General features: G+C 41.9%; 15 protein-coding genes. 11 read left to right on the top strand and 4 right to left on the bottom strand.

Annotation, left to right across the window (positions count from 1 at the left end; all coding sequences use genetic code 11):
• Positions 1–162: 162 nt before the first annotated feature.
• Both M3234_RS08970 and M3234_RS08965 read right to left on the bottom strand, forming a co-directional pair.
• Positions 163–498, bottom strand: a complete 336-nt coding sequence (locus tag M3234_RS08970) for a MerR family transcriptional regulator (RefSeq protein WP_262304394.1) — start codon at positions 496–498, stop codon at positions 163–165.
• 147 nt (positions 499–645) lie between these two features.
• Positions 646–981, bottom strand: coding sequence for a hypothetical protein (locus tag M3234_RS08965; RefSeq protein WP_262304393.1), 336 nt, complete (start codon positions 979–981; stop codon positions 646–648).
• A 314-nt stretch (positions 982–1295) separates the two neighbouring features.
• On the opposite strand from M3234_RS08965, the gene M3234_RS08960 reads away from it, so the two are divergent.
• The 6 genes from M3234_RS08960 (at position 1296) to M3234_RS08935 (ending at position 7488) form a co-directional block, all read left to right on the top strand.
• Positions 1296–2099 (top strand): basic amino acid ABC transporter substrate-binding protein, encoded by an 804-nt coding sequence (locus tag M3234_RS08960; protein ID WP_262304504.1) that lies wholly within the window; start codon positions 1296–1298, stop codon positions 2097–2099.
• 109 nt (positions 2100–2208) lie between these two features.
• On the top strand, positions 2209–2865 hold the full coding sequence (locus M3234_RS08955; protein WP_262304392.1) for an amino acid ABC transporter permease: 657 nt from the start codon (positions 2209–2211) through the stop codon (positions 2863–2865).
• Positions 2862–3584, top strand: a complete 723-nt coding sequence (locus M3234_RS08950; protein ID WP_262304391.1) for an amino acid ABC transporter ATP-binding protein — start codon at positions 2862–2864, stop codon at positions 3582–3584. Before M3234_RS08955 ends, M3234_RS08950 begins: the two co-directional genes overlap by 4 nt.
• A gap of 198 nt (positions 3585–3782) precedes the next feature.
• Positions 3783–6539: a dynamin family protein gene (locus M3234_RS08945; RefSeq protein WP_262304390.1), complete on the top strand. Its 2757-nt coding sequence runs from the start codon at positions 3783–3785 to the stop codon at positions 6537–6539.
• A gap of 432 nt (positions 6540–6971) precedes the next feature.
• On the top strand, positions 6972–7208 hold the full coding sequence (locus M3234_RS08940; RefSeq protein ID WP_262304389.1) for a hypothetical protein: 237 nt from the start codon (positions 6972–6974) through the stop codon (positions 7206–7208).
• Positions 7195–7488 (top strand): LPXTG cell wall anchor domain-containing protein, encoded by a 294-nt coding sequence (locus tag M3234_RS08935; RefSeq protein WP_262304388.1) that lies wholly within the window; start codon positions 7195–7197, stop codon positions 7486–7488. Before M3234_RS08940 ends, M3234_RS08935 begins: the two co-directional genes overlap by 14 nt.
• 43 nt (positions 7489–7531) lie before the next feature.
• Here M3234_RS08935 and M3234_RS08930 read toward each other — a convergent pair whose 3' ends face one another.
• Positions 7532–7954 (bottom strand): DUF1801 domain-containing protein, encoded by a 423-nt coding sequence (locus tag M3234_RS08930; RefSeq protein ID WP_262304387.1) that lies wholly within the window; start codon positions 7952–7954, stop codon positions 7532–7534.
• A gap of 264 nt (positions 7955–8218) precedes the next feature.
• On the opposite strand from M3234_RS08930, the gene M3234_RS08925 reads away from it, so the two are divergent.
• The 4 genes from M3234_RS08925 to M3234_RS08910 all read left to right on the top strand — a co-directional run bounded on the left by M3234_RS08925 (position 8219) and on the right by M3234_RS08910 (position 11660).
• Complete coding sequence (locus tag M3234_RS08925; protein ID WP_285858339.1) at positions 8219–8911, top strand: response regulator transcription factor; 693 nt, start codon at positions 8219–8221, stop codon at positions 8909–8911.
• 3 nt (positions 8912–8914) lie between these two features.
• Complete coding sequence (locus M3234_RS08920; RefSeq protein ID WP_262304386.1) at positions 8915–9850, top strand: sensor histidine kinase; 936 nt, start codon at positions 8915–8917, stop codon at positions 9848–9850.
• A 201-nt stretch (positions 9851–10051) separates the two neighbouring features.
• Positions 10052–10975, top strand: coding sequence for an ABC transporter ATP-binding protein (locus M3234_RS08915; RefSeq protein ID WP_262304385.1), 924 nt, complete (start codon positions 10052–10054; stop codon positions 10973–10975).
• Entirely contained in the window at positions 10968–11660 is a 693-nt protein-coding gene (locus tag M3234_RS08910) for an ABC transporter permease (protein ID WP_262304384.1), read from the top strand. Before M3234_RS08915 ends, M3234_RS08910 begins: the two co-directional genes overlap by 8 nt.
• Positions 11661–11703: 43 nt before the next feature.
• Here the strand turns inward: M3234_RS08910 and M3234_RS08905 are convergent, their stop codons facing one another.
• Entirely contained in the window at positions 11704–12666 is a 963-nt protein-coding gene (locus M3234_RS08905) for a D-2-hydroxyacid dehydrogenase (RefSeq protein WP_262304383.1), read from the bottom strand.
• Between the two features lie 196 nt (positions 12667–12862).
• Here M3234_RS08905 and M3234_RS08900 point away from each other — a divergent pair, with 196 nt between their 5' ends.
• Positions 12863–14008: an acyl-CoA dehydrogenase family protein gene (locus M3234_RS08900; protein ID WP_262304382.1), complete on the top strand. Its 1146-nt coding sequence runs from the start codon at positions 12863–12865 to the stop codon at positions 14006–14008.
• Positions 14009–14018: the final 10 nt, after the last annotated feature.

Below are 14018 nucleotides of genomic sequence, written 5' to 3'. Positions count from 1 at the left end.
CCCCTTTTAATTGTTTGCACATTAGCTATAATCGTATTTTTACATGTATGTAAGATTTATTTCTATAATTGTGTAAGGATATATAACATAGTTTTTTAGGGGGCTGAGGCAAAAGATAAACGGGGGAATAATTTCAATCCAAGGCCATATGAAAGACCCTCATTAGGAATAAGGGCCTTTTCGGAATCCAAATTGGGCATTCAACTGTCCTTGAATCATTTTCCTTCTGATTTCCTCTGGGTTTTGCTTCTTTTGGGAGCGCAGCATTTCTTTTCGAATTTCATGAGTTTGGACACCGTCTTCAATTTTGTTGGCGATTTCCACTAATAGCTCGACATCTGCAAAAGAATATTTCCTGCTGCCGCCTGGTGTCCGATCTGGAAAAATCAGTTTCCGTTCTTCATAATAGCGGATTTGTCTTTCTGAAAGGCCAGTAAGTTCTCTGACTATGCCGATGTTAATTACTTTTTTATTCTTATAAGATGAATCACTCTCCATGTCAGTCCTCCCGCTTTTTTGTTTTCTTTTAGTTTATTAAAAACAGAAAAAAATTACATTGAATATGTTAGATTTTCTTACATTCGATTTATGTAAGGCCTAATGTAAGTAGGAAAAAAAGAACCGGGTATTTCCCGATTCTTCATCCTAATATTCCCCATCGAACGGTGTAAATGGGAAGTTAAACCTTCTCTCCACTGCACGAAGACGCTGATTCACGCGCTGTAACCTCCGTTGTAATTGGGTTACGTCACGTTCAAGTCTTTCCAATTCTCTTTGCTGGCGATTATGTTCTCTTTCAATCTGACTTACTCTGCGCTCAAGCTGCTGTGGCTGCCGGTTAGGGTCAAATTGCTCCTGGGGAACAAACGGGTTCAATTGCTCTTGAGGCAAATAGGAATTTAGTTGATCAACAGGAACATAGGAATGGTAGTGGTATTCTAGCGGCGTATGCGGCAGCTGGTATTGGCCATACGGATTCATCAGGGCATCTCTCCTTATGTGATAAATACCCTATAAATTATTCTGGGGTGATTGTAAGGAAACGGCGAATGCCCAAATAAAAATGAAAGAGGAGGGCATGTTTTAAACTACTTCAGCGTAAGATGGTAAAAATGGCCCAGTTTCACTGGGATAATATCTGTATCACTAAGATCTAGTGTTTTACTATAGTAAAAAATAAAACTATTGAATATAGAAACAAAAACGGTTATAATTTTATGTATTCTAAATATTGTTAAAATTACAAAAAATCATTTTACTAAAATATCTTAGGGGGGTACGAAGTTCTAATGAAAATGAAAAAGTGCAAATTGGCACTAACAGTAGTAGTGGCGGCGTTTGTGTTGATCCTCTCGGCTTGTGGTACAAGCAAGACCGGCGGGGGAGAAGATAAGACGCTTAAAGTAGTAACGGATGCCGCATATGCACCATTTGAATATCAGGATAAAGGAGAAGTTGTTGGGTTTGATATTGATTTCATCAAGGCGGTGGCAAAAGAAGCAGGATATGAAGTAAAGGTTAAACACGTTGGCTGGGATCCATTATTTGTTGAAATTAAAGGAAAAACTGCCGATATCGGTATTTCTGCTATTACCATCAATGATGACCGTAAACAAACCTATGATTTTTCGGTTCCATACTTCCTATCTACCAATAAAATCATGGTTCCGAAAGATAGCCCGATTAAAAGCGCTGCAGATTTAAAAGATAAAGTGGTGGCTGTTCAAAATGGAACAACAGGGCAAGAAGCGGTTGAGAAGCTTCTTGGGGCAGAAAATAAAAACCTAAAGAAATTTAAAGATAACAATCTAGCGATTATGGAGCTAAAAGGCGGGGGCGCAGATGCTGTAGTCGCTGATAACACCGTAATCGAGGAGTATGTTAAAAATAATCCAAATGAGAATTTCGTTATCATTGAGGATGAACGGGCTTTTGATAAAGAATTCTATGGATTGTTGTTTGCTAAGGACAGCAAGTTAAAGGCAGAATTCGATAAAGCTGTAAAAGAAGTATTTGAAAACGGGGAGTACGCGAAAATTTATAAAAATTGGTTTAAGGTAGACCCCGATTTAACGGAAATCAAGGAACAACAAAAATAATGTGTAACATAAAATTGCGTAACTCTTCCAAATCGGCAGTTACGCAATTTTTATTCCTAGAATAATAATTAGACAGACTGCTAGGTTCAAGATTAGGGGGATTTTAGAGATGGATATTCGTTGGGATTTACTTGCGGAGTATGCTCCATTTTTTGCAAAAGGAACATTGCTGACCATCGGACTATCAATTGTTAGTATATTGATTGGCTGCGTACTTGGGCTATTTATAGGGCTGGGAAAGATGTCTAATAACAAGTGGATTGCCTTTCCATTCAATGTCTATATCACGTTTTTCCGTGGGACACCTTTATTGGTACAAATATTATTGGTTCATTTTGGGCTTATTCCGATCGTTATGGGACAAACAAATGCAATTGTTGCCGCCATTACGGCTCTCTCATTAAATTCTGCAGCCTATGTCGCCGAAATATTTAGAGCCGGAATCCAATCCATTGATAAAGGACAAATGGAAGCCGCCCGCTCGCTTGGGATGAATCATGTGCAGGCCATGAGAAATGTCATCCTGCCGCAAGCTTTTAAAAGAATGATCCCACCTTTGGGAAATGAGTTTATTGTCTTAATCAAGGATTCCTCCTTAGCGGGCATTATAGCAGCAAAGGAGCTTATGTATTGGGGACAAGCCATGCAAGGGCAGTACTACCGCGTGTGGGAGCCTTACCTAACAGCTGCGGTCATCTATCTCGTGTTAACTTTCTCATTAAGCTTACTGTTATCACGACTTGAAAGAAGGTTGGCGGTACAATGATTGAAGTGAAAAATCTAAAGAAGAGTTTTGGTCAAAATGAAGTTTTAAAGAATATCAATGTGACGGTAAAGCCCCAAGAGGTAGTGGTCGTCATTGGGCCATCCGGTTCGGGGAAGTCAACCTTCCTCCGCTGTTTGAATTTGCTAGAGCCCATTACTGGCGGTCATGTCTGGATTGAAGGCAGCGATATTACTGATAAAAACACGAATATCAATGAAATCCGAACCGAAGTGGGCATGGTGTTTCAACAATTTAACTTGTTTCCTCATAAATCGGTGATAGAAAATATTATGCTTGCTCCAATGAAAGTAAGGAAGGTTTCAGCGGATAAAGCAAGAGAAAAGGGGCTGGAACTCTTACGGAAAGTAGGTCTTGCTGAAAAATCCGATGCTTATCCGGACTCTTTGTCCGGCGGGCAGAAGCAGCGGGTGGCGATTGCCAGGGCACTGGCGATGGAACCGAAAATCATGCTGTTTGATGAGCCCACCTCGGCGCTTGACCCGGAAATGGTCGGTGAGGTGCTTGAGGTTATGAAGCAGCTTGCAAGGGAAGGCATGACAATGGTGGTCGTGACCCACGAGATGGGCTTTGCCAGAGAAGTGGGGGACCGGGTCTTGTTTATGGACGGCGGCGTTATTGTGGAAGAGGGGCTTCCGAAGGAGTTGTTTGAAAATCCGAAGGAAGAGCGGACCAAGGCGTTTTTGAGCAAGGTATTATAGAGTTAGGGGGGGGAGGGCTTTCATCGCCTCCCTTTTTGTCTTATGAATGAAACACTTATGATACAATTTAATAAAGATCATTTGCTAGAATTGTAGAATTGGGACTTAAATGAGATAGTTTCGTCGAATAGTATGAGGAATAATTTTGCCTCTTTTCCATATGAATGACAGAGAGTGTGTGCAATGGGGGGAAACCAAATGACGATCGAGCAGCAATTAAAGGACAAAACCTTTTATAAAATGTTCATCAATGAGCATGAAACGATACATCCAATTCAGGTGCTGGGCGATGCGTTCCAGGAGGAGGCGCAGAAGGATTTGCCTGATTTGACCCGGATCCGTTTTGCCCAAGGCGAGGTCTATTTTCTTCATAAGGATTATGAAGCGGCCATTTTTAAATGGGAAAGCATTATCAATGAACTCGAGCCATGGGCCCGAAAAAATACGGCCGATGCCTATTACGAGTTGGGGATGTTATCAACGGCAGAAGATATCTATACAGCCATTGAAATCGATAATCCAACGTTATCCGCGGAAGTGGCGTTAAAGTTATTTTCGCTTTATCTCAAGCGGGAGAAAATCGATGCGGCAATTTCGACAATTAAAAAAGCGATAGACGCCAATCCAGATTACCCAAATCTGACTGAAATTGCCCGTGAGTTTTTTGAGCAGCGCGGGGACTGGGATAATGCGATAGAATTGGCTGTAAATGAAGCCAAACGGACCGGATCGCCTGAATGGTTTGAGACACTGAAAAGCTACGTGAATGAGGGTGTAACGAAGGGGCACGCACCGAGCTATTTTTCACAGGCTTTGGTGACATTGTTCAGCCTTGATTTACAGAGATTTGAGGAACTGGCAGCCTCATTATGGAACAGCTATCGGAATGAAAATTCCTATTATACGTGGATCCTAGAAATCAATCATCTACTGCTGAATTTGGATTTGGAAAAAAGCGACGGGAAATGGCAAGAGCTTTCAAGGCTTCATAAAGAAACGTATTTTGGCTATATTAACGGCGGTTACCTGATTAAACAACTGCAGGATTTCATTCCTGATTTATTGACGAACTGGGTCCGGCTAGCTGCCCCTGTCCATGTGGTATTGGCATCGGCTGCAGTGCTATCTTGGAACGAACTGTTTCCGGCAAGCTTAAGCATGACGATTGTTGAAGAGGCGGAAAGACTAATCAGTGTGACTGAGGCCGATATCGATGAACTAGAGGAGTGCCTGACACTATTTGAATCGATTACTGACTGGGCTGCCGTACATGATTTAGGCGAAAACAACCGGATGAAATGGGTGGTTGACCAGCTTGTCGATTTTGACACGCAGCATGTGATAGTTGCTGGACTTGGCGGCAGCGGAAAATCATCATTTATCAACACGATACTCGGTGAAGATTTACAGGATAGTCCAACCTCCTCCGTGGTACTCTTTAAGGATGCAGAGGAATTCGAAATCAGTGAAATTACCGATGGGGAGATCATCGAGCTTTCCGGGTTTAGTGAATTTCAGGAACGAATGGACCGGCTCCGTAATGCGCTGGAATCCATCATCGAATTCAAACTGCCAAATCAATTTTTGCAGAACAATAAGCTTGCTTTTATTGATACGCCGGGGTTAAATGGGAATCAACAAGACAACTATGACGTTTTAAAATATCTTCAGGTGGCCGACACGGTACTGTTTGTGATGGATGCCAAAGCACCGTTTACGGACAAAGAGCGAGCCGCTGTGGAGCAGATTCAGATGTTGGCGCCGGATATTCCTGTTCATTTCCTGCTTGCAAAAATGGATACAATTGTCGGTGAACATGAGGCGCAGCTGCTCGTAAAGGAGACGAAGTCGGCGATTCGGGAGTATTTGCCGGATGCCTTGGTGTTTGCCTGCTCTTCGCAATCCGACTGCGCTATGCAGCCTGAGGATGTTCAGCAGTTAATGGGCGCAATGAAGACTACAAGAAACCTTGAAGATAAACGATTGGCAAAACTGTTGTATTTTATTCGAATCACAATTGCCACATTGCTGCAAAAAAGGCTTGATGTCGAGAACCAATTAATCGAGACGGTGCGCTGGAATGAGGAAATGAACGCTAAGCTAAATGGTGCTGCCCATCAGTTAAATGATACTGCGGTGCAAAAATCGCGGGCTGTTTCCAAGCTTTATCATGATATTAAAGAACAGATGGAAGCTGAAATTTTTGAGTCTGTACCGAAAATGCTCCGGGAGTGCTCATCGCTCATCCAAGAGGATAGCAATTTTAGCACAATTCATTTGAATTTAAATCATGAAATGAACAATCGGCTGCAGGATTATGTAGAGCAGCAGGTCATGCCGAAGTACTACCATTTGCTTTTGGAATGGCTTAAGAGCTGCCGCACGGAATTCACTCAAAGCCAAGAAAATCTATTGGAGCTGGGTGACGCCTTCAATCAAATGTATGGGGAAGAGTATTTAAAACTCGAATGTGATTTCAAGGTGCTTGATGATTGGCGTCGTGATATCGACCGGCTCACCAGCCGCTTTCAGCTTGAGTCCGTCAATATTTTGTTAAAGCGGACCCCGTCTCAATTTTTATTAAAAAGCGCCGGCAAGCTGTTCGGGGCATTATCGCAAAATAAATCGATGGTTTACAACAAGTATAAATCGTTTGTCGAGGGCGAGGATTACCTGGATGTGGCCAAAGAGGTCAGCCGCCAATTTTTCCAGCCGTTTGAGCTGTTTGAAAAATCGTTGGAGCGTGATATTGGTTTGTTCTTCAAGAGCCCGTTGGCGGTCTTGAATCGTGCTGTTGCAGAGACCCGCTCAGAGGTCGAAACCAATCAGGAAATCCTGCGGAAATTGAATACAAATCCAGAGTTATTCCGCGACCCGCTGACTCTGTTCGAATTGCGCCTGCGCCAGTTCGAATGGATAACCGTGGCCGGGAAAGGAATGCAGACGGTGTATTGATGGTGTTGGGAAGATGTCCTTATATTAGTGGGGCATCTTCTTTTTTTGGGCTTTTGAACTTAGCCTTGAGGAAAAAAGCAGGTCCGAAAATCGTGAAAGTGTCGTCAAGAGGGCTCCTTGAGGACAAAAGCCGGTCGAAAAATCGTAAAACTGTCCTCGTGAAGGCTCAATGAGGACAATATTACTAGATAACTAGTCAAAACTGCCAAGAAAGGAATGCAGTCATATGTTTATGCTAATAAACTACCATAGGTCTTTTTTCTTAATATTATAAAAATATTTATTGAGTATCGTATATTAATTACATATGGATGGAATCTTCAAGAAGACCGGACTAAACCATCACCTTTGGCTTTCCCTTATTTAATTGGGAATGGAGGTTCGATAGTTACCCAAAATATCAGTTTCCCTGGTTGGAAGTCAGAGGAATTATTGACAGCAATCAATACACCTGAGGTTGCAGTAATCTTAAATATCCTAAAAGAGAATCCTAATGCAATAATCAAGCCAGAACAGATTGGAGCAGCAACACAAGCTATTATTGGCGAAGGGGGAACGGCAGAGAAAATCGGCACAAACATCGGTAAAATTATTGCTAAAATCAAAGAAGTAAATCCTTTTGCTGTTGTCTTCCTTTACAACATAACAGGAAAGATTGGTAGTTATTGAGATTACTAACATTACAAAGGATTCCCAAAATCCTGGCGGCGGAAATGGCGTTACACCAAACCCTACACCTGGCAGTGATGGAAATGACAAGCCAAATCCAACACCTGCATCCATTGATCAAAATAAGGACAAGCCTGCTCCGGCTCCAACTTCTAAAACAAATGGAAAAGGGCATTCATTGCCAAATACTGTGACAGCCTTGTACAACTATTTAGCACTGGGCGGTATACTGGTATTAGCCGGCGGGGCTATGATGATTAAGCGAAGGAGAGAAAATTAATATTAAACTTGTTAGGGACCCAAAATTGCGGTCCCTAATATTCTTAAATTACCTCTATCCACTTAGTTATTATTTCCCTCAGTTTTTCTTCTTTGGCTTTTACGTCATTTTTGTCAGTAAATTTCATTATAGCTCTGTCAACTGCTTGCCACTCTAATATTCCACTAGTATCTACAATCAGAGGTTCAATGGTATTTCGGTCTTTTACCTTAGCACCACAATGAAATACGAGTCGAATATAACCTTTTCCGTGAAGATTAAATGTCATTCGGTCTTCACCTTCATAACAGAAACTAGGTGCATTCCATTTAATATGTTCAGTAATTTTATGATCAGTGCTTAAAACTATTTTTCGAACCGCTTCTATTACTTCTTTAAGTGGATGTTCAAGGTTGTTTAAAAACTCTGCTACCAGTTCAGGACCCGACAAGTTTTTGCTTTTGCCTGTTTTTTTATTTGTTATCATTATAATTTGGTCACCCCTTGATTTCTTTTCAGTTTGTACATCCCCTATTTCCAATTAAGGTGCACTAATTAAACTGAACTTCCGGTTGTACACGCAAAGTCTATAAATATTTTAACATAAAATGGTACAATTCTTTCGTCTATTTACAATTTTATCCAATTAATATTATTATCACTGGACTCCTTTTTTAAGGAGAATTAAAGGATTTCTAATGGGGAATATGGAATTTATTTATAGGACTTTAGTACGGAAGGTGTGGACCAATTGCAACACAAAATTTTACTAGTAGAAGATGATACAGCCATCAGTGATATGGTGAAAAGCCAATTCATTAAAGAGGGATTTGAAATCACGGCGGCATATGACGGTGAACAGGCACTGCAAACATTTGCAAATGACTCATTTGATTTGATTGTGCTCGATTTAATGCTGCCGAAGCTGGATGGAATGGAATTTTTAAAAATCATTCGGGAAAAAAGCATGATTCCGATATTGATTATGTCTGCCAAAGACGGGGACTTGGATAAGGCGTTAGGGCTGGGCTTTGGCGCCGATGATTACATAGCAAAGCCGTTTTCGATGATTGAACTTGTCGCCAGAGTAAAGGCCGCCATCCGCAGAGCAACACATTATTCGCGTCCCGAGCAAGAAACAAAAGTGCTATCTGTTGGCGATTTGACGCTTGATTTGGACAATTTCTCGGCACAAAAATGCGGGACGGAAATTAAGCTTACTGCCAAGGAATTTCAAATTCTAAAGCTATTTATCTCCCATCCAAACCGGGTTTACACAAAGGCACAGATTTATAGCCTGGTATGGGAAGACGACTATTATGGCGACGAAAATGTGATTAACGTACATATGAGAAGATTGCGAGAGAAAATTGAAGACGATCCATCGTCACCGCAATATATTAAAACTTTATGGGGTATTGGCTATAAGCTTGGGGAGTTTTAAACGATGGTTATTTTTCTGTCTATCATCATTGCGGCTCTAATCGGCCTTAATTTTTTTCAATATAAAACGAGAAAGGGCCAGACTGCAAATTTAACCTATGTCCACGAAAAGCTGAAAAAGATCATTGATGCGAAAACCGATGAAAAACTGTTGGTCCATACGGATGTAGAACAATTGAAAAAAATATTAATCGAAATCAACCGTCTCCTGGAACTAAATCAAAAAGTTATGGCTACCTACAATAAGACAGAGATGTCAATGCGCAAGATGCTCTCCAATATCTCGCATGATTTAAAAACGCCGCTTACGGTGGTGTTGGGGTATGTCGAGATCATGCTAAATGATCCAGGGCGAGGTTCGGAGGAGACACGGGAGCTGCTGTCCAAAGTTCATGGGAAATCCCAAGAGGTCCTCGAGTTGATTAATAGGTTCTTTGATCTGGCGAAGCTAGAATCGGGTGATAAGGATATCCCTTTAAAAAGAGTGAACATGAATGAAGTGTGCCGAAAAAATATTTTAGGCTTTTACGAGGTGCTTTCAACAAAAGGTTTTGAGGTGGCGATTGATATCCCTGATGAAAACCTCTATGCCCTTGGGAACGAGGAAGAGCTTGATCGCGTGTTGAATAATTTAATTTCCAATGCCATTCAATATGGCGGAGGCGGCAAATTTATCGGTCTCACATTAAGAGGTGATGAGCAGTCCGTTTACGTCGATGTAATTGATAAGGGAAAAGGCATAAGCGAGCTCCACAAGGATTTAGTGTTTGAACGGATGTACACGCTTGAGGACTCACGGAATAAGCAATATCAAGGCAGTGGCCTCGGGCTGACGATCACCAAACGGCTCGTTGAGAAAATGGGCGGGGAAATCTTGCTTGCCAGCAAGCCATATGAAAAAACGACCTTTACAGTCAAGCTGAATCGAATTACATACTAACTATCAGGGGGGAGTTCAAACGATAGGAGCCCCCCTTTTACTTGTCTAGCTGCAGCGCCTAGGAGCTCGGGGTCATAAGCCCCTGGTCAAGGCGCTTCCGCTTTTCTAATTTCTTAAGAATTTCGTAAGATTTGATTAATAAAAAAGATAATTTTGCAGTCTAGAATAAGAATCAGTTAAGAACAAAGGGAGCTGGAAAAAATGAGTTACATCATTCAAACAAATCAACTGACTAAGTCCTATAAAGGCAAGGAAGTTGTTTCAAATGTCAATATGAAGGTGAAAAAAGGGGAAATTTACGGGTTTCTAGGACCGAATGGGGCAGGAAAGACAACAGTGATGCGGATGCTAACCAATCTTGTGAAACCAACAAGCGGGGAAATTGAAATTTTTGGTGAAAAGCTTACGAACACTTCATATGAAATCCTTAAAAGAATGGGCAGCATTATCGAATATCCCGTTTTTTACGATAAATTAACGGCCCGCGAAAACCTCGAGCTGCACTGCGAGTATATGGGCTACTACGATAAAAAAGCAATTGACCAGGCATTGGATTTAGTTAAATTGAAAAATATCGAAAATAAATCGGTAAAGGAATTTTCTCTTGGGATGAAGCAGCGGCTAGGAATTGCCCGTGCAATCATTACCAAGCCAGAGCTGTTGATCCTTGATGAACCGATTAATGGCCTGGACCCGGTCGGAATTAAAGAACTGCGTGATCTGTTTCATATGCTTAGCCGGGAGTATGGGATTACGATGCTCATTTCCACGCACATCCTTGGAGAGATGGAGCAAATTGCCGATACGATTGGCGTCATCAGCGACGGAAAACTAATTAAAGAAGTTTCGATGAACGAGATTCGCGAGCAAAATACCGAGTACATTGAACTTGCGGTTAGTGATATGAACAAGGCCGTGTATGTGCTTGAGGATATTCTGCGGATTACAAATTATAAAGTAATCGATGAAACGCGGATGAGAATTTATGATTCCCGTGTGACACAGGGCGAAATTTCCAAAACGTTTATTATGAATGGCGTGATGATTGAGGAAATCAATAAGAAGAATCATTCGCTTGAAGATTATTTCTTAACATTAATTAATGGGGGCGGTATCAGTGCGTAAATTAATCAGTCTTGAAATAAAGAAGTATAAATTATTTTCTTATCTTAAAGGTGTGGCGATTGCCAACCTTGCAATCATGGCAATGCTTTGCCTGGTCTATTATGGTGAAAAGGTTGAAGGGGTAGTGGCCTATGAAAATTATGAAATGGCATTCGGCGTAATCGGCAGTATCATCAGGCCTGTATTTATTATCTTTGCCGCTGTGCTCATATCCAAGTTGATCATAGATGAATACAGAAGCAATTCGATTTCCCTGATGTTCACCTACCCGATTAATCGGAAAAAAATAATTATCGCCAAGTTAGCTATTGTGGCCAGCTTTACATTTTTAACGATTGTTTTATCGAATTTGTTGATCGGCAGTGTCTTTTATCTCGTCGATTCCTATTTGCACTTTGTGCCAGAAGCTTTAACAGGAAAGGTGTTAACCGACAGTTTGATTACGATGACCCTAGAAGCGATTGCCTCTGCCGGCATGGCGCTGATTCCACTGTATTTTGGGATGCGGAAAAAATCGACTGTCGCTCCGATCGTATCGGCCATTGTGATGGTATCATTAATCAATTCAACCGTTAATGGGGTAAACTTGGTTACATTTATCGTTATACCAATCGCCCTAGCGATAATCGGATGCGCTATCGCCTACTTTTCTTTTAGAAATATTGAAAATGTGGATGTCATCTAAATATAAAGAGAAGGGCTGCTCAATAATAAGCAGCCCTGCTTTATTAATATCCTTTTTTGTAATCCACGAGATTGACACCGGGTTCCTCTTCGGAAAGATAGTTTTTTAGATTCGGAATCAGGATGTTTTCAACCACCCGCTGATTATAATGCTGTGTAGACCCGGAGGTGTGCGGTGTGATGATGACGTTTTCCATGTCCCATAGTGGGCTTTCCGCACTTAATGGCTCCCTTTCAAACACATCAAGTCCGGCACCGGCAATCGTTCCATTCTGCAATGCCTCAATGAGTTCTTGCTCGACCACTATTTCCCCGCGGCCGATATTAATAATGAAAGCAGTGGGTTTCATTTGCCGAAACTGGTTGGCACCAAACAAGTGGCGGGTATCCTTTGTTAATGGCAGTGTTACCGCCACATAATCGCACTGTGGCAATATTTCATCCAATTGCGCTGTTGTATACATCCCATCTACATTTTCGGCAGGTTTGCCCGAATGCCTGACACCAAGCACCCTCATTCCAAATGCCTTGGCAATTTTGGCGGTTTCCTTTCCAATGGCTCCAACGCCGATAATCCCAATGGTCTTTTCATGGATTTCAAGATTCATATTGGCATGGTGCCAGGTTTTAGCTTGCTGATTTTTTACATATGTATGAATTTTTCTCGTCAGCCCGAGCATTAAGGCGAAAATCGTTTCAGAAATCGGATAGGCATGAACCCCATTGGCACTTGTTAAAAAAATGCCTTTCGATTCCAATTGGCTTAGCGGCATGGCGTTGACACCGGCACTCCAGCTTTGCAGCCACTTCAGTTTGGCATCAGGCGCCAAGCAATATTCCTCAAGCCCCTTTTTCCAGCCGGCGATAATTTCAGCATCCTTCACATGATCCTGCCACACTTCTTTGTCTTTGCCGGCAATGACTTCCCAGTCGGGTATGATTTCATTTATTTCTTTAAGCAAGTTTTGTTCAAGATTATGGGTAATAACTAATTTTCTCCTTTGCACCTTCATTACTCCTTTTCAACTCTGTCTAAGTTAATGATAGCCGATTTATAAAAAAATGGTAACAACTGTATCTATTTTTTCTGAAAATAAACAGTTTAAAAATTCAAAAAAATCTAAACCTTTGATAGAATAGACGTAAGGCGTAAATAATCCGCAATTTGGAAAGCGATTTCATTGGAAAGAGAGGTTTATAGATATGAAACACCCCTATTTAAACGAGGACCACGAAATTTTTCGCCAGTCATTGAGAAAGTTTTTGGAAAAAGAAGCATATCCCTACTATGAGCAATGGGAAGAGGAGCAAATGATTCCTCGTTCGTTTTGGATGAAGATGGGGGAACAGGGCTTCCTGTGTCCGGACATCGATGAGAAATACGGCGGCAGCGGAGTCGATTGGGGATTTTCCGTTGTCATCAATGAAGAGCTTGAAAAAGTGGGAACCGGAACAATCGGAATTGGGCTACATAATGATATCGTTGTACCGTATATTACTGCCTACGGAACGGAGGAGCAGAAGCAGCGCTGGCTCCCGAAGTGCGTGACGGGCGAAACGATTACCGCTATCGCGATGACGGAACCAGGTACGGGTTCTGATTTGGCCAACATCAAAACAACAGCCAAGCTTGATGGCGACCATTATATCGTGAATGGACAAAAAACGTTTATCACAAACGGCATTCAATCTGACCTGATTGTAGTCGCGGTGAAAACGGACCTTCAGGCTGTGCCGAAGCATAAAGGGGTCAGCTTGCTAGTTATCGAGAGGGATACCCCGGGGTTTTCACGGGGCCGCAAACTGAACAAAGTTGGGCTCCATTCCCAGGACACGGCGGAATTAATTTTTGAAGACTGCCGCGTGCCAAAGGAAAATCTGCTTGGCGAAGAAGGCAAAGGGTTCCAATATTTGATGGAAAAGCTCCAGCAGGAACGGCTGCTTGTGGCGATTGGGGCACAAACCGCCTCTGAAGTCATGCTGCAAAAAACAATTGAATATGTTAAAAGCCGTGAAGCATTCGGCAAGCCGGTCAGCCAGTTCCAAAACACTCAGTTTAAAATTGTAGAAATGGCTACCGACATTCAGATGACCCGGGCCTTCCTGGACCAATTGATTGCTGAGCATATTGAAGGGAAAAACGTGGTGACCAAAGTCTCGATGGCAAAATGGAAGTTAACCGACAATGCCAAAAAAATTGCTTCCGAATGCATGCAGCTCCACGGCGGCTATGGCTACATGGAAGAGTATGAGATTGCCAGACGCTTCCGTGACATTCAGGTTGGCGCCATTTATGCCGGTACAAATGAAATCATGAAAACGATCATTGCCAAGAACCTAGGATTATAGAAAATTGAAA

This window comes from Neobacillus niacini (assembly GCF_023715785.1).
Taxonomy (GTDB): Bacteria; Bacillota; Bacilli; order Bacillales; family Cytobacillaceae; genus Neobacillus; species Neobacillus niacini_E.
Note: the sequence above shows the minus strand (reverse complement) of the source record. Positions and strands in the feature narration are given on the sequence as shown.